Annotated in this window: 19 protein-coding genes; 10 read left to right on the top strand and 9 right to left on the bottom strand. The window is 52.7% G+C overall.

Annotation, left to right across the window (positions count from 1 at the left end):
- The first annotated feature begins 49 nt into the window (after window positions 1-49).
- Complete coding sequence (locus tag GT409_RS11390; RefSeq protein WP_160629204.1) at window positions 50-2,818, top strand: PAS domain-containing protein; 2,769 nt, start codon at window positions 50-52, stop codon at window positions 2,816-2,818.
- A gap of 286 nt (window positions 2,819-3,104) precedes the next feature.
- On the opposite strand, the gene GT409_RS11385 is transcribed toward GT409_RS11390, so the two are convergent.
- The gene (locus tag GT409_RS11385) at window positions 3,105-4,205 is read right to left on the bottom strand and encodes a hypothetical protein (RefSeq protein ID WP_160629203.1); all 1,101 of its coding nucleotides are present in this window, start codon (window positions 4,203-4,205) and stop codon (window positions 3,105-3,107) included.
- A gap of 153 nt (window positions 4,206-4,358) precedes the next feature.
- On the opposite strand from GT409_RS11385, the gene GT409_RS11380 reads away from it, so the two are divergent.
- Entirely contained in the window at window positions 4,359-5,213 is an 855-nt protein-coding gene (locus GT409_RS11380) for a helix-turn-helix domain-containing protein (RefSeq protein WP_160629202.1), read from the top strand.
- A gap of 45 nt (window positions 5,214-5,258) precedes the next feature.
- Here GT409_RS11380 and GT409_RS11375 read toward each other — a convergent pair whose 3' ends face one another.
- Window positions 5,259-9,065 carry a glycosyl hydrolase family 28-related protein gene (locus GT409_RS11375; protein ID WP_160629201.1) on the bottom strand — a complete coding sequence of 1,269 codons (3,807 nt, stop codon included), beginning with the start codon at window positions 9,063-9,065 and terminating at the stop codon, window positions 5,259-5,261.
- Window positions 9,066-9,170: 105 nt separating this feature from the next.
- On the opposite strand from GT409_RS11375, the gene GT409_RS11370 reads away from it, so the two are divergent.
- Window positions 9,171-9,950 carry an AraC family transcriptional regulator gene (locus tag GT409_RS11370; RefSeq protein ID WP_160629200.1) on the top strand — a complete coding sequence of 260 codons (780 nt, stop codon included), beginning with the start codon at window positions 9,171-9,173 and terminating at the stop codon, window positions 9,948-9,950.
- Window positions 9,951-10,000: 50 nt separating this feature from the next.
- Here GT409_RS11370 and GT409_RS11365 read toward each other — a convergent pair whose 3' ends face one another.
- Window positions 10,001-10,618 carry a PEP-CTERM sorting domain-containing protein gene (locus GT409_RS11365; RefSeq protein ID WP_160629199.1) on the bottom strand — a complete coding sequence of 206 codons (618 nt, stop codon included), beginning with the start codon at window positions 10,616-10,618 and terminating at the stop codon, window positions 10,001-10,003.
- 246 nt (window positions 10,619-10,864) lie between these two features.
- On the opposite strand from GT409_RS11365, the gene GT409_RS11360 reads away from it, so the two are divergent.
- The gene (locus tag GT409_RS11360; protein ID WP_160629198.1) at window positions 10,865-12,136 is read left to right on the top strand and encodes an MFS transporter; all 1,272 of its coding nucleotides are present in this window, start codon (window positions 10,865-10,867) and stop codon (window positions 12,134-12,136) included.
- 68 nt (window positions 12,137-12,204) lie between these two features.
- On the opposite strand, the gene GT409_RS11355 is transcribed toward GT409_RS11360, so the two are convergent.
- Window positions 12,205-12,966, bottom strand: a complete 762-nt coding sequence (locus GT409_RS11355) for an AraC family transcriptional regulator (protein WP_233231539.1) — start codon at window positions 12,964-12,966, stop codon at window positions 12,205-12,207.
- A 71-nt stretch (window positions 12,967-13,037) separates the two neighbouring features.
- Here GT409_RS11355 and GT409_RS11350 point away from each other — a divergent pair, with 71 nt between their 5' ends.
- Window positions 13,038-14,138: a uroporphyrinogen decarboxylase/cobalamine-independent methonine synthase family protein gene (locus GT409_RS11350; protein ID WP_160629196.1), complete on the top strand. Its 1,101-nt coding sequence runs from the start codon at window positions 13,038-13,040 to the stop codon at window positions 14,136-14,138.
- Window positions 14,139-14,144: 6 nt separating this feature from the next.
- On the opposite strand, the gene GT409_RS11345 is transcribed toward GT409_RS11350, so the two are convergent.
- The gene (locus tag GT409_RS11345) at window positions 14,145-15,224 is read right to left on the bottom strand and encodes a bifunctional 3-deoxy-7-phosphoheptulonate synthase/chorismate mutase type II (protein ID WP_160629195.1); all 1,080 of its coding nucleotides are present in this window, start codon (window positions 15,222-15,224) and stop codon (window positions 14,145-14,147) included.
- A gap of 144 nt (window positions 15,225-15,368) precedes the next feature.
- Between GT409_RS11345 and GT409_RS11340 the strand changes: the two genes are divergently transcribed.
- Genes GT409_RS11340 through GT409_RS11330 form a run of 3 tightly spaced genes read left to right on the top strand, consistent with a single transcriptional unit; the run spans window position 15,369 to window position 18,717 of the window.
- Window positions 15,369-16,100 carry a DUF1643 domain-containing protein gene (locus GT409_RS11340; protein WP_160629194.1) on the top strand — a complete coding sequence of 244 codons (732 nt, stop codon included), beginning with the start codon at window positions 15,369-15,371 and terminating at the stop codon, window positions 16,098-16,100.
- Window positions 16,101-16,102: 2 nt separating this feature from the next.
- Window positions 16,103-18,037 carry a DUF294 nucleotidyltransferase-like domain-containing protein gene (locus tag GT409_RS11335; RefSeq protein ID WP_160629193.1) on the top strand — a complete coding sequence of 645 codons (1,935 nt, stop codon included), beginning with the start codon at window positions 16,103-16,105 and terminating at the stop codon, window positions 18,035-18,037.
- On the top strand, window positions 18,034-18,717 hold the full coding sequence (locus tag GT409_RS11330; RefSeq protein ID WP_160629192.1) for a 3'-5' exonuclease: 684 nt from the start codon (window positions 18,034-18,036) through the stop codon (window positions 18,715-18,717). The genes GT409_RS11335 and GT409_RS11330 overlap by 4 nt, the downstream gene beginning before the upstream one ends.
- Before the next feature lie 57 nt (window positions 18,718-18,774).
- On the opposite strand, the gene GT409_RS11325 is transcribed toward GT409_RS11330, so the two are convergent.
- Together GT409_RS11325 and GT409_RS11320 are read right to left on the bottom strand one after the other, a co-directional pair.
- Complete coding sequence (locus tag GT409_RS11325) at window positions 18,775-19,497, bottom strand: Bax inhibitor-1/YccA family protein (protein WP_160630108.1); 723 nt, start codon at window positions 19,495-19,497, stop codon at window positions 18,775-18,777.
- 71 nt (window positions 19,498-19,568) lie between these two features.
- Complete coding sequence (locus GT409_RS11320) at window positions 19,569-20,627, bottom strand: formylglycine-generating enzyme family protein (RefSeq protein ID WP_160629191.1); 1,059 nt, start codon at window positions 20,625-20,627, stop codon at window positions 19,569-19,571.
- 118 nt (window positions 20,628-20,745) lie between these two features.
- On the opposite strand from GT409_RS11320, the gene GT409_RS11315 reads away from it, so the two are divergent.
- Window positions 20,746-21,984, top strand: coding sequence for an anaerobic sulfatase maturase (locus GT409_RS11315; protein WP_160629190.1), 1,239 nt, complete (start codon window positions 20,746-20,748; stop codon window positions 21,982-21,984).
- Window positions 21,985-22,197: 213 nt separating this feature from the next.
- Window positions 22,198-22,428 carry a hypothetical protein gene (locus GT409_RS11310; RefSeq protein ID WP_160629189.1) on the top strand — a complete coding sequence of 77 codons (231 nt, stop codon included), beginning with the start codon at window positions 22,198-22,200 and terminating at the stop codon, window positions 22,426-22,428.
- 468 nt (window positions 22,429-22,896) lie between these two features.
- On the opposite strand, the gene ilvN is transcribed toward GT409_RS11310, so the two are convergent.
- Together ilvN and ilvB are read right to left on the bottom strand one after the other, a co-directional pair.
- Window positions 22,897-23,397, bottom strand: coding sequence for an acetolactate synthase small subunit (ilvN, locus tag GT409_RS11305; protein ID WP_160629188.1), 501 nt, complete (start codon window positions 23,395-23,397; stop codon window positions 22,897-22,899).
- A gap of 47 nt (window positions 23,398-23,444) precedes the next feature.
- Window positions 23,445-25,184, bottom strand: coding sequence for a biosynthetic-type acetolactate synthase large subunit (gene ilvB / locus GT409_RS11300; protein ID WP_160629187.1), 1,740 nt, complete (start codon window positions 25,182-25,184; stop codon window positions 23,445-23,447).
- Between the last annotated feature and the right edge of the window lie 234 nt (window positions 25,185-25,418).

Below are 25,418 nucleotides of genomic sequence, written 5' to 3'. Positions count from 1 at the left end.
CTTAAAATACGGGATTGTCGATTACGGGTTCCCCAGCTACCATCAATGGATGACCAAAACGAAATTCCTGCGTAAAAAGCAGCTCCTTAAGCTGGTCGACCGCCTGCCGGGCACAATCTATCAGTATCGCGAGTGGCCGGATGGTCGAAGCTGTTTTCCCTACTCCACCCGAGCTATCGAAGCGATCTTTTTCACCTCACCCAGGGTGCTGTCCAAAGACGCCTCTTTCGCTTGGGAAAAGATTGAACCCGACTGCAGACAGACAATTCGTGAGACTCTCGAACACTCGGCAAAACATCTGAAGGAATTCGAAGCCACCTTTCAGACCCGGTCTCCTCAGGACCGGCTGCATTGGTTCCATACGCACGCCATCCCGGAACGTCTGCGAGACGGAAGCACCCTCTGGCACGGCTACATGGAAGATATTACCGCGGAACACAAGGCCGAAGAGGCGGCCAAGCAAAAAGCGGCAATGCTCGAGTTCATCTTTGAGAACCTGCCGGATCAGATTTATTACATGGACCGGCAGTCCCGGATTCTTGACGTCAATCCCGCCTGCTGCAAGCACCATGCCCGCTCCGCCCGCGAAATGATCGGGAAAACCGACCTTGATTTGTACCCGAGCGAAATCGGCCGCAACCTCTACGAAGAGGAACAGGCCCTGATGAGTCGAGGAAAGCTGCTTCGCGAACGCGAAAAACATGTTGGCGAGAATGGAGAAACCCTTTTCCTGGAATCTGTAAAATATCCCCTGCGTGATCCATCGGGTGAAGTCATCGGACTGGCCGGAATTTCCCGGGACATCACCAGGCAGGTACATGATGAAAAAGCCATTCTGGACGCAAAGACAGAAGCCGAAAAGAATGCGGCTCTGATTCAGGCCATTTTTGAAAGTCTGCCGGATCATGTGTACTACAAAGATGCTCAGGCCCGAGTCCTGGGCGGCAACCAGGCATGGATCAAAGCCCGTGGAGCGAAATCGATTGAGGAGCTGATCGGGAAAACGGATCTGGAACTTCATCCGGCCCCGCTCGGTCAGCAGCTGTATGAGAACGAGCTCTACCAGATCAAAACCGGGGAAACGACCCGGGTTCGGGAACGGCACATGGACCCGGACGGGAAAGTCATCTACATGGAATCCATCAAAAGTCCTCTGAAAGACCACGACGGAACCATTATCGGATTGGTCGGTATCAGCCGCGACATAACCAAACAGGTCAACAATGAACGGCAACTGATTATTGCTCAGCAGGAAGCGGAAGAGGCTAATAAAGCCAAAAGCTCATTCCTGGCCATGATGAGCCACGAAATCCGAACGCCGATGAACGGCGTCATCGGAGCATCCAGTCTGCTGCTGGGAACCGGGCTCTCAGACCAGCAGGAAGAGTTGGTGCACACCATTCAGGTCAGCGGGGAAAACCTGATGACCATCATCAATGACATCCTCGATTATTCAAAAATTGAGGCCGGAAAAATTGAACTCGAAGCCGTCTCCTTCTCTCTGCGAGAGTGCATTGAAAATGCATTCGATTTATTTGTGCAGCCTGCCGCCAGAAAAAATCTTGAACTGCTGTACTGTGTGGACCCGGATGTACCGCAAAGACTGACAGGAGATCCCACCCGACTGCGCCAGATTATTGTAAACCTAATTGGCAACGCTATTAAGTTTACCGAAAAAGGTGAAGTTGATCTTCATGTGCACACACTGACGATTAATGAAAACAAAAATCTCTGTCAACTGCAGTTCTCCGTGCGCGACACCGGCATCGGAATTTCAAAGGACGCCCAGAAAAAACTGTTTCGGTCATTCACCCAGGCAGATGCATCCAGCACGCGCAAATATGGCGGAACCGGGCTGGGACTGGCCATCAGCCGTCGACTGACCGAATTAATGGGCGGCAAAATATGGATAGAAAGCGCCGAACAGCAGGGCAGCACATTTCACTTTACCATCGAACTACCCATCGCTCAGGCCGATCAGAAACCAAGGGCCCGAATCCACGCGCAGAACCTTCATGGAAAGCGCATCTTAATTGTCGATGACAACGAAACCAACCGGAGCATCCTCCGCGCCCAGATTGAGCAATGGGGTGCACAGCCTCAAACCTTCGCTTATCCCGAACAGGTGCTGTCCCATCTCAAGCAGGTCGCGCCATACGACATCATCCTGCTCGACTATCAGATGCCGATCATGAATGGCACAACACTGGCAAAAGCGATCTACGACCTGCCGGATTACCCGCCAGTGCCGATTATTATCCTCAGCAGCTCGTATGAAAACATACCGGCTCATCCATCCATTCAGGCCCGCATGGCCAAACCTATACGGGTAGACAAGCTGCACCGCCAAATGCTGCTGCTGCTCGACAAACGATCAGATACAGAAGAAGAATCACTTCTAACCGGCACGCACATTCGCCCAAAGAAAACCAATCCGCTTCACATCCTGGTGGCAGAGGATAATCCCATTAATCAGCGGGTTATAAAAATGATGCTTCAACGACTCGGATACGAAAATACGGTCTTTGTTGAAAACGGACAGGAAGCTGTCGCCGCTGTTTTAGATGCTGACTACGACGTGATATTAATGGATGTGCAAATGCCGCAAATGAGCGGTCTGGAAGCCACCCAGGCCATCCGGAAATATACTGAGAATGAGACCAAACCATGGGTCATTGCCTTAACCGCCGGAGTTATGGAAGACGAACGCAAGAAAATCATTCTGGCCGGAATGAATGAGCTTCTTGCCAAACCGCTGGGAGTGGATCAGCTGGAAGAAAAACTAGATGCCATCTGTTCCCGAATTAAAAATGACTGAAGCTCAACGGGGCTTCTGCAGGCAGGATTCAAATTGTACCACGCCAAACCAGCCCTGCTTCCGGACCATTCACAACTTAACCCCACCGTTACTCAGCCAGTATTCTGAAAAACCCGGCCCGGCCGGTTGTGTATGCCGAAAAATCAACCGTTGCGTCAGGATCCGCACTGCGTTTCTGCACGGTATTTCACGACGCAGAATGTTGGATAATGTCATTTCCCAAGGTTTGGAAAAGTTTCGGGCCGACACGCAATCTCGACCCGCAAACCTCTATACGAATGCAGTTTTACTCGATAATCAACCGGATGAATTTTTCAGGATCATCGACGGCAATCCGGTTGGTCACAAAGTCCAGCGTACCGGCCGTAACATTGGTTCCGGAAACGGTGTAACCGGCATTGGTCCATCCACCGACGGCCAGGTTTGTGCTGGTTTGCAGATAATAGCTGAGTCCGCTGTCCTGACCCGCGGCGAGCTGCGGATACACATAGGAACCGACATCCCCGGCAACTTCAAACGTCGGCAGGGTTCCAACCACCGCACTGTTCGTGGGATCACCACCCAGTCCGAATTCATAAATGTTGGAAAATCCGTCGCCGTCATAATCATAGTCTGCATCGGCATCCGGCGAACCGGACAACCCGAAAGATGCAGCCCAGCTTTCATAGGAAGAGGCCTGCTGCAACGAAGCAATATCCACAACCACATCATCGAAGTATCCGGCATACATACGAGCTCCTGTCTCATTCTGAAGCTCAAAATTAAACTGGTCAAACGTCGGAGTGAAGCTCAGTTGGGTGGGGGCCAACGAATTGGTGGTTTTTCCGCCGACAATCGATCCCCAGACCGTATTACTTGCCTGACTGTAGCTGAGCGATATTTCAATCACATCATCAACCGTCTGCTTAACCTGAATAGAATCCGTAAGCCGCGTATTTGCCCCATCACTCCGACACCAGATATCGACCACACCATTCGATGGAATCCGGGCCCAAAACGCATGCGCGCTGCTGCTCATCAGATTGTCATCTGTACCGAATCCAAAATTCATAAGCCGGCAGTCCACCGCCAGAGCTTTCACGGAAAGCGTTGTTATATTGTTGTCAACTAGGATTTCCGGACAGTCCAGATACAACCGAGGACTGGTATCAATCAGATTGTTCTGATTAATCACTCCTCCGCCATCACCAATCGCGCTGTTCATCCTGAACTTTCCTGAGGCACTGGCGCGCCAGGTTACATTACCAACATCCGTAACCGTTCCGGCGACCTCGGCATTGTCTGTATTGTCATTATTGCCAATGGTGAAGTCATCACTAATGACCACTTCAGCCTGAACCGCAGCGGCAACCCCCATCAGAATCATCATTTTCCACAGTTTAATCATTCAATTTTCCTCTCTGTAATTCGCACTCCACAAAAAGACGCATCGCGAACATATTGGCGCCTGTTTTTTCTTTCTGTATTAAAAAATTGAATCTATTCTGAGAAAAAGTAGGATTTGTATATAAAACATGTCGTTTTGTATGGGCTTCACAGAATGAAAAGAACCGTCAACATCGAATATCGGAAGTATGAATCGATTAACTTCGATCTGGATAACGACCGTCATGACCCCAACCTGATTTATCATTTCACCCGCCAGACACGCGGGCCCGTCATGAATATCCGGACCGTCGACAACATGGGATACACGCTCGGGATCGTCCGCAAGGGAGAAGCCGTTTTCAGAAAAGAAAATCAGACCCGCCACCTGGAGTACGGCTCCATCTTTTTCACCCAGCACAACGACTGGTATCGGTTATACAAAACCGATCAAGAGGAAATCGAACTGACACTCATCATGTTCGATCCCTCCATCGAATCTCGATGGGCTCAACTGCTGGGCCCCCTGCTCACTCTCGATCCGGATCACCCCGCCCAGATTATCGGGATCACCGACCTGGTCTTCAACCAGCTCCGGCAGATTCCTGAAAATCGCATCAAGCGGGCAAACCGCTTTGCGCTGTTTCTGCTGCAGATGATCGCCGATGAAGCGACCCTGCACACAAAGGATTCATCCCCCGAAAAACAGATCTATCAGAAATGCCTGAAATACATCCAGTCCCACTGCGCAACCATGAACTCAGTTGATGAAGCTCCCCCCGCGTGCGGCATCAGCCGCTGCCGCCTGTTTGAACTGTTTCGGAAATACAACGGGAAAACGCCCCGGAGTTACCTTGAACAGCTGAAAATCGAAACGGCTCAGGAATACCTGCTCTCAACAAACTGGTCTATCGAAGACGTCGCCGAAAAAATGAACTACGGGAATGCCTCCACCTTCAGCAAAGCCTTCTCCCGCATCACCGGAATGCCGCCCCGGCAATGGCGCAAAAACCACAGTATTCCGCAGTAAAAGCAACTGCGTTGCAGCGCAGGTTTTCCAATGTTTGGAAAAACATCAGGGGAGCACAGAGACATCCACTTTAAAGTAACAGACAGATGCCGAGCTGTTCCGGTTGGTATATGCTTTGACCATTCCATCCCCCCGGGCAGTCCAACACGGAACCGAACTCCAGTTCATCAGATTGGTCGTTGAATAAACGGAATATAAGCGGTCTAAAACCGTGTCCCATGAAAACGAAAAACCGGATAAAGAATCCGGCATGCGACTTACCATGAATTTTGAATTCGGGTCATGTGGATCGGTGCCGGCAATATATTCCCTGAGGTTGGAAATGCCTTCCTGATCTTCATCCGCATCAGGATTCATAGCGGTCTTGCTGCCTGCCTGCATCAGCTCCCACCAGTCCGGCATCGCATCCGAATCTGAGTCGCCCGCACACCATGGCGCCGATACGCTGCCAGTCAGCACAATACTTCCCGATTGAGCCGGGGTTCGCAAATACGCAACGTTCAGTCCGGTGGCGTTCCACATGTAAAGCCGGAAAGAAAGATTCGTGGAGGTGAGATTAATTGTACAGTTTTCTAAATCCATGACGCCACCGGTATTCGTCTCAAGCGGCACGCTCCATTCAGCAATATTCGAGGAAAAACCGTCCATACTCGAACGCAGAGCAAAAGAGCGTGCCCCGTATGCAGTGCGCCACAGGCGCAGATCCATCCGATTCACAGACACCTCCATCCCCGGATCAGCCACGGCATCAAACTGAACATAATAATTTGTATTGAGTTCGGTATACGACTGTCCGTCAACGGCATAAGCATTATCCAGGTTAATGTAACCATTGTTGCCGTTATTCCGATCATACCCATTTCCGCTGATTACCGAAGCGGCAGCATCAACCCCGACGGCTGCATATTCGTTACTCCAAACGGGATTATTGACCGCATTACATCCGCTCAGATTCCAATTTAAAAGCGTCTCTTCTTTATCTGAATTGTAAACCGCAGGATTCACAAGGGACTCATTATAATCTCCCCAGAAGAACAGTGTCGGGCGTTCAAGGGGTGCGGTCTTTAATACCTCTTCCCCGTTTTCATACACATGAATCAACGGGTAGGAATCGCTGAGAATGCCGCTGGGTTGTACGCGCGGATCAGGAAACAAATTGGCCAGCGTGACATTTTCGCAATCGTAAATGCGAAAATGCCCCCACCCATCCACGGTCGAAAGTCCCGGCCCGCCCATTCCGCTAACCAGGATATTGGTGGAATTTCGTGCAATCAGCGCAGGCGAATTCATCTCTTTCTTGATGCCGTAGACCGAGAATTCGGATGAATTCACAATTTCAATTTCCGCGTCCCCGCGGGAATACTGCAACTGCGCATGATAGATGGAAAACGGTCCGTCGATCTCTTCAACCAGCAGCTGCCGATAGCCTTTTCCCTGATAGTGCGTGCATTCTGTATAGAACGGATACCACCCGCCGCCGCCATTCCCGCGAACCTGCCGGATGGCCCAGTTCCGACGGTTGTCTTCGATGCTGTCGGGAGCCAATCCGGGAATATCTCCGTGAACCACCCCGGCGGCTTTTTCTTTCATCGCCAACTCGCCCATGTCGGCCCACGTCCAGTTACTCCACGGATAGATTCCCCGATCCAGGGGCCACCAATCGAGTTCTGTATATTCAAACGTCGGATAGACACTGCGCATGCACGATCGACTGCCGCATTGCCACTCCACCATGTAAATCCCGTGCACCCGGCGACCCGGCATGAAAATGCTGAAAAATCCGAGCTGAGTGTCGGCATCCGCCGAATCCGCTGTCCGCAGAACCGGCTGCGGATTTTCAGGATCGAGAAAATCCCCTCCTTCTGACTCAATCGGAACGATAATGCTATAGGACGGTGACACACCGACCAGTTTTGTATCCGGGCGCAAAACCAGCGTTTTAGAAGTTACGTAAGCACCTTTAGGAAGGAAAACGATTTCGTTTTCGTCGATCGCCTGCTGCAGAGCGGCGTAATCATCCGTTTCGCCATCACCGACCGCATTATACGGAGCGTCCTTGACGCTGACCAACCCGGCCCGATTAAACACCGGCCAGTCCGATTCGTCCCACAGAATATGATCAGCCACAAAATCGTTGGCCGGGGCGGTCGCAGCAACCACTTCACTTAGAAATGGAACCTGATTGGTATTCAGAAAAATTGATGCGGTATTCCACCGGTAATCGTGCGGCACAGCCATCCGGTCGATCCGCACCCATTCATTTTCAACCGGCACCATCTGCAACATCAGTTTCGATGCATTCTGAACATAGACATTCTGCACATACAACGAACTGCCGGCATCAAAAACCACATTTGAGGGGTCGGCTGACTTATAACGAATGACACTGTCAACAAATGATACGCCACCATTGCGGGTTCCCTCAGAGATGAGTACGGGAAGACCATTCGATACGGAAAAATCACACCCGACAGCCGTCAATGTTCCGCGCTGGTCATAAAAAACAGACGCAATGCTCTGCCCGGAAAAACGACACCCGGCCATCGTAGATGTCGGACGGGCAAAATTAACAAGTGCCCCGTATTTTCCACCGATAAAATCAATATTGAACATCGCACCGCCGCTGCCTGGACTACGCCACAGTCCGGCATAACTTCCTTCAGCATTCAGCGTGCAGTCTTCAATGGTTGCGCCTTCGGCAGCATCCATGAAAAGCGCCGCAGCCTGCGGGTTACCGAAACCGGTCTGTATTTCCAGTCCCCGAATACACTGTAAAAATCCGTTCGAGCCATCCAACGGCTGAGGTTCTCCCTCCTCATCGGTCGCCCGATACCATGTCCGACTGTTAAAATACACCACGGCTTTCATTGCATCATTAGTACCAAAGCCCGGAGTGTTATCCGCTAGGATAATTTTGGGACGACTGTCCCCGGTCGAGTCACCCATCAGTATACAAGGCCAATGCTCGCAGTATGGAAGATAAGGATTATTTGGATCGCGCTGCTCGCGCCACCCCGCCATACAACTGATGGTGTTTGTCACCAGATAGGTTCCGGACGGAAAAAAGGTAACCAGTTTATGAGCACGGGCAAAAATCACCGCCTCCTGAATAGCTTTAGTCGAATCCTGCGTTCCAGTCGGATCGGCATAATACGGCCCCGCCGTTACATCAAGATACCCCATCTTCGCCCACTCAACATTCTCCAGCGTGTTCATGGCCGGAATATCATCCATATTAATGCCAAGCGGATCGTTGATTGCAAAGGCATCTGCGTTCGTGCTTACCGTTCCGGATACAGTAATGCTGTTTTCGATCCCGGGATCATACACATACCCTTTCTGTACGCCTGTGGCATTCCACATATATATCCGAAAGGCCAGAGACGGCGACGTAAGATTCATCGGAAAATCCAGCAACCCGGGAAAGGTTTCAGAGTCATCCGAAACAGACCATAATGCCAAATCACTCGAAAAACCATCAACACTGCTGCGGAGCGCGTAAGACCTTGCGCCGGTCGATACTCGAGCAAGATGGATGTTAAGATTGGTCACCGTCAGCGTACATCCTGAGCCAGCACTCAACTTGAACTGGACGTATACGTCGGTATTGATTTCAGCGAACGACTGACCTTCAACGGCGTAGGTATTCGCCCGATTCTGATACCCATAAGGAGCTCCTCCCGTCAGCAGCGCCGTGTTGCTGACCACATTCTGTGCCACATAATTATTTGTCCACACCGGCGTGTAATAAGCGTTACATCCCGCTGTATCCCATGTGGCCAATACATCTGCTGCCAATCTGCCGCCAAACATCATTATCCCAATCTCTAAAATCCAAATTATCTTCTTCATAACACCTGCCTTGTTTTTTCCATGCTGCACAGTTTCTCATTTATGCCGAACCATCCAAAATTTTTATGGGTGCACTTTCCACTTGAAGGTGGTTTAATCGAGAAAATGAAATCGTATTGCTTAGACCGTTTGTTCTTTCGAAATGCCTCAATCGTTGAAAACAGGCCCTCTCCGGGAATTGTTGTTCCGGAATACTACACCTTCCTGCTGATCCTCGACGGCGAATACATTTACATGACGGGAACAGAAACCATCCGGTTACAGCCCGGTGACCTGCTGTGTGTTTTTGAAAACCGGCCGTTCACCTTGAGGGGACTGCATTACAAATACCTGTTTGTGTCCTTCAACGGACCAAATGCCGATGGATTTCTTCGCAATATCGGCATCACAGAATCCCGGTTTATTCTGAAAGCCGTTCCCCGGCGCATCCACAGCCTGATGCATGAAATCACCAAAGCCATGCCGACCCGGCAAACCGAAAATCCTTATTTTTTTATTTCACGCATTGCCGCCATCGGCGAAGTGATCTGGCAGATCACCTACCCCTTGGGTAAACAGAAGAAGCCTTCCTATCCACAGCAGATGAAAACCATTCTCGAGAAACATCATTACCAAACCGGCGTCGGCGACATCGCAGATCAGCTTCAGGTATGCACAGATACCCTGCGCAAAGCCTGTCTGAAAGAAACCGGACTTCCAGCCAACGAATACCTGATCCACCTGCGGATAGAACGGGCAAAAGAACTTCTCCGGAAAACATCGTACAAACTAAGCTACATTGCTCAGGCTGCCGGCTATAATGACGAAAAACATTTCCTGAAAGCATTTAAAAAACTGACCGGGAAAACACCGAGTGAATGGCGAAATACAGCACAGCATTCATAAGAAAAACCCCGGCAGAAACCTGCCGGGGCTAATCACAAAACATGTCGGCCTTAGACTCCGAAATTTCTCCGCCAAAACAGAATCAGCCCGGAAGCCAACCCAAGCATGCTAACAGTTGCCGGCTCAGGAACCGCCGCAATCGTCCCGGAAACCGTAATACTGTTTGAAGCTCCGGGATCATAGATATACCCCTTCTGCACTCCGGTTGCATCCCACATATAAACCCTGAATGTGACGGTTGTATCTTCAAGGTTCAGTTCATGCCCAAGCAGCCATGGAAGCGTATTTGAATCGTCATCAACCGTCCACTCGACCAGGTTTGATGAAAAATCGTCCTGATTCGACCGAAGGGCAAAAGAACGGGCTCCGGTGGAAGAACGGGCGACATAGAGATCCAACCCGGTTACTGTTAATTGATACCCCGACTCGGCGGACAGCGAAAACTGAACATACACATTTTCGTTCAGCTCCGTAAAGGACTGCCCCTCCACAGCATACGTATTCGCCCGGTTTTGATACCCGTACGGAGCAGAACCGGTCAGCAGTGCCGTGCTGTCCACCACGTTCTGCGTTACATAATTGTTTGTCCGCACCAGTGTCTCATATGCGTTACACCCGGCAGTATCCCATGCGACCAGAATATCTGCATTTGAAATGCGCCGCAGCAACAAACCAACTAATCATCCACATATATTTCATCGTTCTCTCCTTGTCCTGAGGATTCACGTTCGGCATCTCCGAACAGAACAATTGAAATAGAAAGACTCTGCGTCCGACAAAACGGGAATAGTGAAAAAATCAATTCGGTGTCACAAAGCGGAAAATCCATTGCTGTGGTTTAAACTGGATTTATGGACATATCGCACTATAGAATCCTGTTTTATTTACATTCTATATCCAACGAAAAGCGCCACATGCTGACCACTGAAGAATTCAAGAAAGTATCCCGAATTATTATTGTCGCCCAGTGCCTGGGCATGATGGCAGGAGCATTGTTCCAAAACAGTTTTTATCTCAATTATCTGGCAGCTCGAGGCCTCGACAGTCCCCGGATTGCCATGCTGATGCCCATTCCGCTGTTTGTCACCATGCTGCTGGCCATTCCGTTTGCCTATCTTTCCGACCGCATGGGGAAAAAGCGAACCAGTATCTGGGGGCAGATCCTGACCGCTGCAGGTATTTTTATTCTGATTCCAGAGATTCCATGGGCAACAGCTGCTGTTGTGACTGCATTCTCTGTAATGAGTATCGGAGGAAGCCTCCAGGCCGGCGCGTGGCTGGCACTGCTCAGCCCGATTGTTCCCGAAAAAATACGGGGCCGCTTTTTCAGCCGGCTGCGCGTTGCCTTCCAGATCTGTATGATTGTTTTTTCATTTATCATTTCCAGGCTGCTGAAACTGAATTCCGGCATACCGGTTTTTCAGGGAGTTCTCGTATTCGTTGTCATTACAAACCTCTTTCGTATTCAGGTCTTCAACCGCATTCCGGAACTGGAAACGCCGCACCATGAACCGCCCAAACAGCGACACATCTTTGCTGCACTCAAAGCGGTCCTCCAGCACATGTCCTATCGTCGCCTGAACAGCTATGTGTTCTTAAGCACGCTGTTCACCGCCAGCGCCCCCACGTTGTTCGGACTGCTGGAAAAAGATATCCTGCTGTTTACCCCGGCCCGGATCAGCCTGATGGGAACCCTGCTGGTAACCGGCGGAATGATCGGTTGCTGGATCGGAGGTCATCTGGTCGACCGATATGGCGCCATGAAAATGTTTGTGCTGGGACATATCGGCTATATCACAATTCTGATTTCGGTACTGTTCCGCGAATGGGCAGCATGGTCATCCGTCATCCACATGAGCCTGGTCTCAATCCTCTTCAGTATTTCCGGAGGCATTGTCGGAATCAGCGTAGGTGCCGAAACGCTGGCATTGATGCCCCGGGACAATAAATCCCTCGCCGGCGCGTTCAACGGAACCGCCATGAGCTGCGCCGGAGCACTGTCCGGATTTGCAATCGCCAGCCTGCTTGAGCACAGTCTTCTTCCCTCCGGATGGACCCTGCTGGGAAAAACATTCAGCGCCTACGATAGTATCCTGCTGACATTCGCCGGCGGAATTGCTCTGCTTCTCATTGTCCTGCGCAATCCGGAAAAAAACACAGATCTCCCTCCTAAAAACTCCGCCTGAATTCAGATCTGTTTTTCCTCTGTTCGAAAAGCCGTTTCAACACAGCATCATTTGTGTACGCAGTCCATTTACAACCCTGTTTGCCTAAAATATTCCCGAGGACTGCAACCGAAACGCTGCTGAAACACGCGATAAAACTGCGGATAACTGCCAAACCCGGCATCAAGAGCCGCTTCAAGTAAAGTCCGGCCATCACCGCAAAGCAGAAGAAACCGCTCTAACTGGATTTTCTGTCGATACTCCACCAGCGTAAATCCAGTCTGTTTTTTAAACAGCCGGCTGAGCTGCGATCGACTCATTCCTGCATGCCGGGCAATCGTTTCTACGTCCACGGCATCGTCCAGCTTCGTCATAATTCGAACCGCACGCACCACAGCCGGATGCTGCTGCCGACTTACCGGAGACTGTCTTTCACACATGTCTCTGACCTGACGAAAAAGGTAGAACACCCCATCATTAAATATCTCATCGCTGTCGGCCTCATGGAGCTTACGAAAAAGCATATCAAAAAAAGCGGTATCATCCGGAGAAGTCCGCAGGCTGCAGCTGGCGCCTGCCTCCGACAACGCCCCGGCACGAAGCACCGCTACCCACATTATGAAATCAGAATTCTCCTCGCTGAGCAGATGAGCCTGTTTCGGCGAAAGCCACAGCAATGTGCCGGCACTCAGCGGCACCGGCTGTCCGTCAATGAGATACTGTCCTCGACCGGAAATCACTAAATTGATCTCCAACTCCGCGTGAGAATGAGTACGGCGCCCCCGCCCGCCGGCGCAATGCAGGAGGCAGAACCCGTCCCGTCCTTCTGGAATATTCAAAAGCTCGCGCACAGCATAAAATGAAATGTTTAAAATTCAAAAAGAGAAGATTACGCGAATAAAAATAGACTATAAAGCCCATTATGAACGATACAGACAATAAAGAGTTACTTTACAAAAACGACTGGGCTGAAGCACAGCAGATACTGACAGGATGGTGGAACGGCAAAGTCGACGGACGCTGGGCGCTGGGCGTCGTTGCAAAACGAAATGAACCACTGCCGCATGATGAACCGCCGCCGCTGTCCGACGACTTCCAAACGCGCTGGCTGGATTTCAGAACCATAAACGCACACAAGGAGGCCTTCTTTTCCGAGCACTGTTATCTCGGTTGTGCTTTTCCGGAAAACACTGCCTATCTCGGGCCGGGCAGCATGAATCCATTTCTCGGCAGCTCCATTGATTTTCAGGAGACCACACTCTGGTATAACCCGATTGCCGACACCCCGGAAAACGTCGACCAACTGAATTTAGACAAAACCGGTTTTTACTGGAACTGGACCAAAGCGGCCCTGGCCTACATTGCTGAACAGGCAAAAAGAAGATACATCGCAACGATGCCGGACCTGATTGAAGGACTGGATATCCTTTCAGAACTGTTCGGAACTCAGGAATTCCTGATGCATCTGATCGACTGCCCGGAAGCCATTCACCGCCTGCTTGACCAGCTCGACGTCCTCTATTTTGAGGCCTACGACGAACTGGCCGATATTATTAAAAGTCCGGCAGGGTATGTTCCGTATATGGCCTTCAACGCATGGGGACCCGGGCGCTGCGCCAAAGTGCAGTGTGACTTTTCGGCAATGATCTCTCCCGACATGTACGAAGAATTTGTTAAACCGCACATCCAGAAACAGTGCCGGCGACTCGATTATACCGTCTATCATCTCGACGGTCCGGACGCGCTGCGTCATATCGATTCTGTTCTGTCCATTCCGGAACTCGACGCACTGCAGTGGGAACCCGGCGCAGGCAATCCGCATACCGCCCACCGCGACTGGTGGGACACGGTCTGGAAAAAGGTTTATGCCGCCGGAAAATCCGCCTTCCTTCACGGAGTTCCTGCCGATGACGTCGAACCGTTCGTCAAAGAGTTCGGGCAGAACGGAACTCTGATCATAACGCACACCGACACCGAAGATCAGGCAAAGCGCCTGATGGACAAATCACTGCGGTGGAGCTGATCAAACTCAGCAAGAGTCATCCACTCGACGGATTTCCTGCTGACGGATGGACTCTTCGTGGATCGACTGCATCACCTGCAGGATAAAATCTTCCGAAAGCTCCAGCCCGGCCCCTTTACGAACCCGATCTTCGACAATTTCTTTCCAGCGACCCGGCTGAAAGGTGGACACATTCTGAGCCGTTTTTATTTCCCCCATTTTCCGGACGATATCCATACGTTTGGAAAGAACGTCCAGCAACTGGCTGTCGAGGCCATCGACCTGTTCGCGCAGTTCATGCAGGCGCTGTGTAAACATCGCACTGTCGCTCTGTTCATGCGGAAGGTTGAGTTTTTCAATCAGCTCAAAAAACTGGGTCGGAGTAAACTGCTGAGCGGAATCGCTGAACGCATGGTCGGGATCCGGGTGCACTTCAAGCATCAGCCCATCAAAAAGAAGGTCCAGCGCCTCCTGTGCAATCGAAGGAATCAGCGCGCGCTTGCCGCAAATGTGGCTGGGATCGCAAATAATCGGGAGCTCCGGCATACGCCGTTTCAGTTCAATCGGTGTTTTCCATCCGGGCGCATTGCGATAACGCATTTCAAGCTCAGAACTGAACCCGCGATGAATCACGCCCAGCCTGGTGATTCCGGCATTGGCAATCCGCTCCACCGCTCCCATCCAGAGACCGACATCGGCGCTCATCGGATTTTTCACCAGCACCGGAATATCCGTTCCGCGCAGAGCATCGGCGATTGCCTGAACAGAAAAAGGATTGGTCGAAGTGCGCGCACCGACCCAGAGAATATCCAGCCCGTACTCGAGACAGGCTTCCACATGGGCAGGCTCAGCCACTTCCGTACCGATCTTCAGTCCGGTCTCGGCACGCACCTCGTCCATCCATGCCAGTCCCTTCAGGCCGACACCTTCAAAACTGCCGGGCCGCGTACGCGGCTTCCAGATTCCGGCCCGGAAAAAACTGATGCCTTTGCCGGCCAGTGCCCCGGCACATTCCATGAGCTGTTCACGACTCTCAGCACTGCATGGCCCCGCCGCCAGAAACATCCGGTCTATCGGGAACCCCCACTTTTTCAACACTTCATTCATAACCGATAATTCTACGCATATCTTCCAATCCTTGGAAGACCAACCTCGCGAAAAGTCGCGGCAGGCACCTCTGCAAAACAAACCGCTGATTAAGGAAAAGATTAAGATTAAGATTCCCCCGAATAAATGCTTCAATTCGTGGCTATGAGTGAATTTTTATACGCCGCCGAACTGAAAAAAACCTTCCGCTGCTACGGACATTTCTACCGACTGAACGTGAAGGGAACCGAGCCCCTGCTCTGCCGCAGTGTGCTCGAGATCACCTCTCTGCCCCGCGAAGCGGTCGGAGCCGGTACCGATCCCGATGATCTGTTCAGCACCCCGAACTCCGAACCCAGCCTGCCGGATGCCGTCGTTATCATGATGAATCCCGGCTCCTCGCGGCCGATTGAGGAAGGCGACACCGAAAGCCTGCTCCACATGCCGCTGTCCGAAAATTTCAGGAAACCGCTTGTGCTGACCCAGCCGGATAACACGCAGTATCAGCTGATGCGCATCGCGGTTTCCAAAGGATGGACACATCTGCGCATTCTGAATATCTCCGACATTCGCGATCCAAAAAGCCCAAGCTTCATTGCCCGCACGAAAGCGCTCGACGCCGTCGAAGGCGGCGAAGCGCACAGCATGTTTTCCAAAGCTCGTGAAATGGAACGCAAACAAATGCTTCGCCGCAAGCCTGGTGCTCCATTCATCCTCGGCTGGGGGCAGGATGCGGGACTGATTCCTCTGGCAAAGCAGTGCCTTGACTGCATTGAAGGCGAACCGATTGTCACCGTTCCCGCCGGCAACGATCCCGTTCTGACCGCCCATCCCAGCCCGATGCTTCAGGCCAAAAAAGAGGCGTGGCTCGATGCCATACGCTCAGCCCTTCAGTAACGATGAACAGTCAAAACGTTATTCCGGATCGAATTGCAAACGCCCTGCGGCAGTTCCCGCCCTTTTCGATGTTCGAAGAGGACGCCGTGCGCAATCTTGCCCGGCAGGCCATGGTTCAGGTGCTGACCGAAGACGACGCCGTCTGGGAACAGGGAGACCCTCCCGGCGACAAAGTGCTCTTCCTCGCCCGTGGACGCGTGGAATATTTCCGAAACAACGAGCTGATCGACGTGCGCGATGTCGGCGACATTCTCGGGCTCTCCGCGCAGCACGAAGCCGAGCCGTATCGCGTTACCGCACGCGCCTCGGAAGACAGCATTCTCTACACCCTGCCGTGGACACAGGTCCGCGAAATGATCAATGCAAACGATCAGGCCCGCTATTATGTTCGGCGGCACCTCTTCTGGGGCACGCGCGTCGGCCGCTCCCTGCCCGATCCCGGACTGGACGACGGCAGCGGACAGAATCTTCTGGAAGCTCACCTCAAAGGTTCACAAACCATTAAAACCCGTCCGCCCGAACGACTGCTCTGCTGCCCGCCGGACCTGCCGATTCGCGACGCCGCCCGAATGATGACCGAAAAGCGGCTGCCCTCCATCCTGATCACCGACGACGATCGCAAACCGCGCGGCATCCTGACCGGCAGCGACCTTGTGAAAGAAGTGATTGTCGGCGATCGCAGCAGCGAACGACCGGTTTCCGACATCATGTCCGGCCCGGTCATCACCGTCGCCCGCAACTCCAGCGTTGCGGCTGCCGGACTGATTATGCTGCGCGAGCGTATCGGTCAGGTCTGCGTCACCGAAGACGGCACACCGGACACCGCCGCAATTGACGTCTGCACACAAAAAGACATGCTCGCGCAAAGCGGCCGCCATCCCGCCGGATTTATCCACGAAATCCGCATTGCCAACTCTCCGGTCCGTTTCCGCGAAATCTGCGACGATATCGAAACGATGGCTCACACCTACATTGAAGCCGGCATTTCCGGACTGCTTCTCGGAGAAATCTGCGCCGAGCTCTACGACGAACTCCTGCGAAAACTGATTGATCTGTCGCTGGACGAAATGAACCAAAAAGGCTTAACCCTGCCGGAAGTTTCCTGGACATGGATCGCCATCGGCAGCGACGGACGGCGCGAACAGGTTCTCCGCACCGACATGGACAACGGCATGATCTTCGCGGCATCCGGCGATAAAGAACAGGACCAGAAAAACCGGACGTTTTTCATCGATCTTGCCAAACGGGTAATCGCCCTGTTCGTCGAGGCGGGGTTTGCCCGCTGTCAGGGCGGCGTAATGGCCTCCAATCCCAACTGGTGCAAAACCGATGAGGAGTGGATTGCAGAACTCAAGAATCCGGACCTGACCGCCGACGGCGAAGGGTTGCTGCGCGCCCTGATCCTGTATGACCTTCGCTATGTCGCCGGCGACAAAGCCCTGAGCGAATCCGTCCGCCAGGTTGTTTTTGAATCGGCAGGAAACAACAGCGCCATCAAACGCCACATAGCAGAAATGATTGTCGCCACGCCGCCGCCGCTCAACTTCCGCGGCAAGTTTGTGGTCGAAAAAAAAGGCGGTAATGAAGGCGACTTCGACATCAAAAAACGCGGTCTGACCCCGCTGCGCGATGCCGCTCGCCTTTTTGCCCTGCACTACGGACTCCGCAAACACCACTCCACCGGCGGGCGCTGGCTGGAACTGGCGGAAACCCATCCGGAAAAAATGGAAATGGCCATGCTCGCCCGGCAGGGATACGATCTGCTGCTGCGCATCCGCACACTGACCGGAATCACCCGTCATAACTCCGGCCGCTTTGTTGACCCCGACCGACTGACGAAACTGCAGCGCGGCTATCTGGTGAATGTGTTCGATGTTCAGCGCATGGTCCAGGCCGCGGTCCGCGTAGAATTCGGAGTGGATAGCCGCGTGTCATGATGCCCTTTTTCAACAGACAGAAACTGTCCCCGTTGTGTCAGGATTATCTGGATGCAACGAAACCGCGGCTGGCCGCCAAAACGGAATTTAACCGAATCCGTTTTATCGTTCTCGACTGTGAAACCAGCGGTTTCAAAGTCGGAACAGACCGGATTTTTTCTCTGGCAGCCTTCGAGATCGCGGAAGGCCGGATCGACATTTCCGGAAGCCGCAAGTGGATTGTCTATCAGCCGCAGGCCCGGCTCAACCAGGCCACTGAAGTGCACGGAATCCTGCCGGATGAAATCCGCCAGGGAACGCCGGAACAGGACATCCTTCCGGAGCTGCTTCCACTGCTGAGCGGCGCAGTCCTGGTTGGCCATCATGTCCGCTTCGACGCCGCCATGCTCAACGACCTCCTGATGCGTCATTACCGAATCCGGCTCTGCAACCGCATCATTGACACCGCACGCATCGCCATGAACGAGCTGATTGCATTCCATCAGACCGGATACGCCAATCAGCGCCCCCCGGCTCTGGAAGAAGTCTGTGCACAGCTGAACCTGCCGCTGATGGCCCGCCATACCGCGGAAGGCGATGCATTTATGACCGCAGAAATTTTCCTGATGCTCTGCAGCCACATCCGCAAACGGCTGCGCCGTCCGCTGATGGCAAAAGACCTGCCTATGCGGAAATTCTAACGCTGCGGTTTGCACTCTGCGATACCGCCCTCACCGAGGGCGGCTACAGAAATTTGATCAGCGTCTGTTCAGCTTGGAAAGCAGGCGCAGGATTTCCATGTAGAGCCAGACGAGAGTGACGGTGAGGCCGAAGGCGGCGTACCACTCCATATATTTTGGAGCGCCGCGCTCGGCCCCCTGCTCGATGAAGTCGAAGTCGAGCACAAGATTCAGGGCGGCTACAACCACCACAACAGCACTGAAACCGATCCCGAAAAGACCACTGCTGTGAAGAAGCGGAACCCCTACCCCGAACACGCCGAGAATAAAGGATACAAAATAAAACAGCGCAATGCCGCCGGTTGCTGCGACCACGCCCAGTTTGAAATTTTCAGTCGGCTTGATCAGGCGCGATGTGTAGGCAAGCAGCAGAGCTCCGAGTGTTCCGAACGTGAGCAGAATGGCCTGAACAACAATACCGGGATAGATCCGCTCAAACATGCTGGAGAAACCGCCCAGAAGAAGCCCTTCACAGATTGCATAAATCGGCGCTGTGATCGGAGCTGCCTTTTTGTTGAAGATGGTAAACAGCGCAATGATAAACCCGCCGACACCGCCCGCCAGCATCCAGGCGTTTCCGGTTTGAGGAGCGGACGGGTTCCAGGTGACTACCGTGGCAGTAAAAAGCAGAGCAAGCATGATGGCAGTACGACTGACGGTTCCCTCAAGGGTCATCACAGCACTGCCGGCATCGGCGACATCAAAAGTTTTCGCATTCAACGCAGGATTGGCGGTTCGCATCATGGGGACAGTTCTCCTTACAAAATTCTCGTTTAAATTTAAGCCTTTTGACCGGCAAAAAGCAAAGCCGTTCATTCAGGCGGGAAAAGAACCGGAATGACACAGCGAAAGCCGGTGTGAACAAGGCTGGTGTCAGGACTGGTTTTCATGCGTGCGGACGGACGATAGCCGGAGCAGTAATCGTCGTTGCACAGAAACGATCCGCCGCGGGTGACCCGTTTGACGGTGTACGGCTCCTGCGGATCATATGAGCTGGACGGGCCGGTCGGATTGACGGTCACTGCATTGGTTGCATCATAGGCATAGCTGTCCGGACGATACCAGTCGCCCACCCATTCCCAGACATTACCGGCCATGTCGTACAGTCCGTAGCCGTTCGGCTCAAACTTCCGGACCGGCGAGGTGGAATAGAAATCATCCTCTTCCGAATTTTCCACCGGAAATGTTCCCTGCCATGTGTTGCATCTTGCAGGACTGACCGGCTCATCGCCCCAGACGTTTTCTTTTTCATCCAGTCCGCCGCGGGCGGCATATTCCCACTCCGCTTCGGTCGGCAGGCGGCCGCCCTTCCACTGGCAGTAGGCCTGGGCATCGAACCACGACACATGCACCACCGGATGATCGCCCCGCCCCTCAAGAGAGCTGTCCGGACCCTCCGGGTGCCGCCAGTCCGCCCCGCTCTTCCATTCCCACCAGACCAGCGGATTATTAAATGGAACCGGATCCTCCGTCGGCTTAAACACCAGCGAAGAAGCCACCAGAAACTCGGCAGGCGGCGGCGGAGTGCCGGGCGGAGCATTTTTCAGCAGCTCTTCAGCCGTTGGCGCGCGCTCGGCCGTCGTCACATAACCGGTGGCCTTGACAAAACGGGCAAACTCGTCATTCGTGACCGGCGTGCGGCTGATCCAGAAACCGTCGAGCCGAACGCGATGCCGCGGAAGTTCGTCCGGCCGGACGAACCGGCCGTGCCCGCCCATTGTAAACTCGCCTCCGGGAATCCAGACCATTCCCGGCGGAACCGGCACAGAAAACCGCGACGGCAGAACACCGCAGCAGCTTTTCGGCTCCGCCTGTGCAACCAGAAAACACATCGGAACCAGCATCAAAACGGCTGATCGAACACCTCTCATTTTCGCCCTTTCATTTAATTCGCACAATACCCTACCGTTTTGGTAATATTTATCCAGAAAAAGCGACCGTGAATGAAGACTTGAACTCGACGCGCCAGAAACGCACTCTGATTGGATTATGTTAAACCAACGACGACCTTTTCATCTGATGGCCAAACCGGCCGGACCGGACTGCAACCTCAATTGCACCTATTGCTTCTACCTCGAGAAAGAGGCGATATTCCAAAAAGAAAACCTGCATCGCATGAGCGACGAGGTGCTCGAGGAATATGTGAAACAGTACTGCGAATCGCAGAATACACCGGAAATTCTCTTTGCGTGGCAGGGCGGCGAACCAACGCTGATGGGCGTCGAGTTTTTCGAAAAAGCAGTGGCCTTCCAGAAAAAATATTCCGCCGGCCGGCCGGTACAGAACGCCTTCCAGACCAACGGCACGCTGATCGACAATAAGTGGTGCAAATTTCTGGCCAAAGAAAAATTCCTGATCGGCCTCAGCCTCGACGGTCCGCGCCATGTGCACGACAAATTCCGCGTCGATCGCGGCGGCAAGCCGACCTTTGACCGCGTCATGAAAGCGCTGAAACTGATGAAGGCGCACCGGGTTGATTTCAACACCCTCACCTGCGTCACCCGTCAGAACGCCAAACACGCCGTGGAGATCTACAACTTCCTCAAAAGCACCGGCAGCACCTTCCTGCAGTTCATCCCGATTATTGAACGCAAGCCGGACGACGAAGCCGCCCGCATGGGCCTGAAACTTGCCCTGCCCCCGGACCTGGTCGCGGACGACAACGACGACCGCGTGATGCCGTGGACCGTTCAGCCCGAACAATACGGACAGTTCCTGATCGATATTTTTGAAGAATGGGTGCGGCGCGACGTTGGCACCGTCTTCGTTCAGATTTTCGACGTCATGCTCAACGCATGGATGGGCATGCCGCCGCCGCTCTGCGTTTTCGCAGAAAAATGCGGCGACGCAATGATCATCGAACACAACGGCGACCTCTACAGCTGCGACCACTTTGTCTACCCCGAATACTATCTCGGCAACATGATGGACACGCCGATGACGGAGCTCATCAGCCAGGAAAAACAGCTGAAGTTCGGCAGCGACAAGCTCGACAAGCTTCCGAAGCAGTGCCTGAACTGCGATGTGCGCTTTGCCTGCAACGGCGAGTGCCCCAAACACCGCTTTATGCAGACCGCCGACGGCGAACCGGGCCTGAGCTGGCTGTGCGCCGGCTACAAAATGTTTATGCATCACATCGATCCGTACATGCAGACGATGGCCCGGCTGCTGCGCGAACAGCGCCCCGCCGCCGAAATCATGGGAATGATCCCGCCCAAAGCCGGCTGAGACAGTCCGATATTTCCAACCTTTGGAAAATCTGCGCTATTATACGCAGTGAACCGGATTTGAATCGCAACCGCGGATAATGCAAATGGCTACAGATCTCTGAGCCCCCAACATCCATTCAGATCCATGACCGGCCAGCTTTCGGCCGTTTGATCTTTACGAAAACAAAAGCCTTATATACCCTTTGGTTTGTTTTCTCAACCAGAGGTTCTTATGAAGTGCGAACTGTTTGAACACTGCATTTTTTTCTCAGCACAATCCGAACAGGGTCAGCCTTGCGTTGTTGAAAAACTCAAGGCCGTTTACTGTCGAGGAAACCCGCTTCTCTGCGCCCGCCGCCGCGTGGCCCAGGCTCTTGGTAAAGAACGCGTTCCTGTCGACCTTCATCCCGACCACACCCACCTCGTCCACGATCTCATCGCCGCCGGACTCGACACAGACTAAATGCATGAGATTCACATTTGAAAAATCAAAGTACACACTTTCCACTTTTTGCCGTTAAAAAGGGTCATTATGAATGATAAAATTCTCGGTCTAATGATTGCTCTGACTGTTGCTTGCATCTGGGGCTACTTTAGCGATTTGAAGAGTGGAGAAATCGGATCGTTCGTTGGGAGAATCATATTCGTTCCTGCGTTTGTATTCGTGATTCAAATTCTGATTTATAAAAACAAGAAAAATCCGAACCAAGCAAAGTCAGCTTATCGGCGACTCCGCCGCCGATAAGCTGCTTTGAGACGTACGTTCAGTCACAATAATGAAAACATACACAACACCATTATCGCCTGAGGAAATCAGAAACCGCTTAGATCCTTTTCTTCTCGCTCCGTTAAAGCCCCGCTTTCCAAACATTGGAAAAACGGGGCTTTCGAGTTCCAATGCCTGGCACCCACCGCATAAGAACCGAGAACGTCAGGTAATGTCTGCGCCGCGGGACATCAGCACCTTGCCGGTGCGGACAATTTCGATGATTTTAAACTTCTGAATCATTCCCATCAGCGCATCGATCTTGGCCGGATCGCCGACGACCTGCAGAATCATCGACTCGTCGGTGAGATCGACGGTTTTGCAGCCGAAATGTTCGGCAATCTGAAGCGCTTCGCTGCGTCCGTCGGCACCGACTGCAATTTTAACCAGTCCCATCTCTTTGGTCACAGCGTCATCAAAGGTGTGGTCCGTGCAGTGCAGCACATCGATCAGCTTATCGACCTGTTTAATGATCTGTCCGAGCCCCTCTTCGGCCCCGCTGACCCCGATGGTCATTCGGGAAAAGTGCCCGTCGATCGCACTCGAAACGACGAGCGACTCGATATTGTAACCGCGCCGGGAAAAAGTCTGCGCAATGCGTGCCAGCACACCGGGCCGGTTGGAAACATAAACACTGAGCGTATGAATTGTTTTGTTGTTAAGCATTATTCACTCTCCTTAAAATATTTTTTCACAGAAGACAACATCCCGGATCAGGTGGATCCGGTCGGTTTTTCCAGCTTTCTGGACCCCTCTTTGGGAGCCTCGATGATCATGTCTTCGATCGGTTTTCCGGCAGGGATCATCGGGAAAACGTTATCGGTCTTCTCACACTCACAGTTGATGAGACACGGTCCATCATTGTACTCGAGCGCGGCGCGAACAATGCGCTTAACATCGCCGGGGCGGCGCAGGTTAAACCCTTTGATTCCGTAGGATTCGGCGAGCTTGACGAAATCCGGGTTCCCTTCCAGGTCCACGCCGCTCTTGCGGTCGTCGTAGAACAGTTCCTGCCACTGGCGGACCATGCCGAGATAGTGGTTGTTGAGAACCACAATTTTGATCGGCAGCTTGTAAATCGCCGCAGTCGCCAGCTCGAACAGGGTCATCTGGAATCCGCCGTCTCCGACGAAACAGACGACCAGATCGTCCGGGCATCCGAACTGCGCGCCGATGGCGGCAGGCAGGCCGAAGCCCATGGTGCCCGCCCCGCCGGAACTGAGGAAGGTGTTGGCATGATCGGATTTATAGAACTGTCCGGCCCACATCTGATGCTGACCGACATCGGTCGCAACAATGGCCTTTCCGTCTGAGAGCTTGTAGAACTCGTCGATAACGTGCTGCATTTTCAGGCTTCCCTGCCGCTTGAATTTAAGCGGATACTTCTGCCTCCAGCGGTCGAGCTGTTTCAGCCACTCTTCGGTATTGAGTTCGGCAACGTGCGGCATGAGCTCATTAATCACCTTGAGCGCATCGCCGATACAGTGAATATCCGGCTGAATCATTTTTCCAATCTCAGACGGATCGATATCAACGTGAATAATCTTCGCCTGCTTGCAGAAACTCTTCGGATCGCCGAGAATGCGGTCGTCAAAGCGCGAGCCGATGTTCAGCAGCAGATCGCAGTCGCAAACCGCCTTGTTGGCATACGCGCTGCCGTGCATGCCGAGCCAGCCGAGCGACAGCTCGTGCGTTTCCGGAAAAGCGCCCTTGCCGAGCAGTGTGGTTGTAACCGGAACATTCATTTTTTCGGCCAGCTGGCGCAGGGAATCCTGCGCCCCGGCAATTAAAACGCCGTGTCCGGCCAGAATCAGCGGTCTGCGCGACAGAGCCAGTGCTTCGGCAATTGCATGAACGTGATCCGAATTGATTTCATCATCCGCATGCGTTTTATAGCCGGGAATGTCCATTTCTGCGTTGAGATCAACGCCGATCGGGCCTGCGCTCATATCTTTCGGAATATCGATCAGAACCGGGCCGGGACGGCCGGTGGTGGCGATATGAAACGCCTCGTAAATAACGCGCGGCAGATCGTCGGTCGATTTGACCAGATAGCTGTGCTTCACAACCGGCATGGTGATGTCGAAAATATCCGCTTCCTGAAACGCGTCTTTACCGATCATCCAGGAAACCGACTGCCCGGTCAGACAGATCATCGGAACGGAATCCATGTGCGCAGTCATGATCCCCGTAATAATATTGGTGGCGCCGGGGCCGCTGGTAACCAGAACAACAGCCGGCTTCCCGGTAGCCCGTGCATAACCATCGGCCATGTGAGCGGCCCCCTGCTCGTGGCGAACCAGAACGAACTTGATATTCGACGGAGTCGTAATCATCGCATCAAAGATCGGAATAACCGAACCGCCGGAATATCCGAAAATGTATTCAACTCCCTGAGCTTCCAGACTTCTGATAATTGCCTGACCGCCATCCATGCTTATTTTATCACCCATTTTAGACCTCCAAGGAAACTTCCTCTAAAAAACTGGACAAAAAATATAGATCGTTTTTTGAAAAAATCAAGCTCCACATTTATTTTTTGACAAAAATGAGCCGCATTTTATGAAACAAACTCAAAACAGACCAAAAAATACCCCAAAAAAGACACGCATTACCACAAACAAAGCGAAGGAGAGGAAAAAACAGGACATCCCATTGATAAAACCGTCAAGGAAAGATAGAGTTCG

This window comes from Tichowtungia aerotolerans, assembly GCF_009905215.1.
GTDB classification, from domain to species: domain Bacteria; phylum Verrucomicrobiota; class Kiritimatiellia; order Kiritimatiellales; family Tichowtungiaceae; genus Tichowtungia; species Tichowtungia aerotolerans.
Note: the sequence above shows the minus strand (reverse complement) of the source record. Positions and strands in the feature narration are given on the sequence as shown.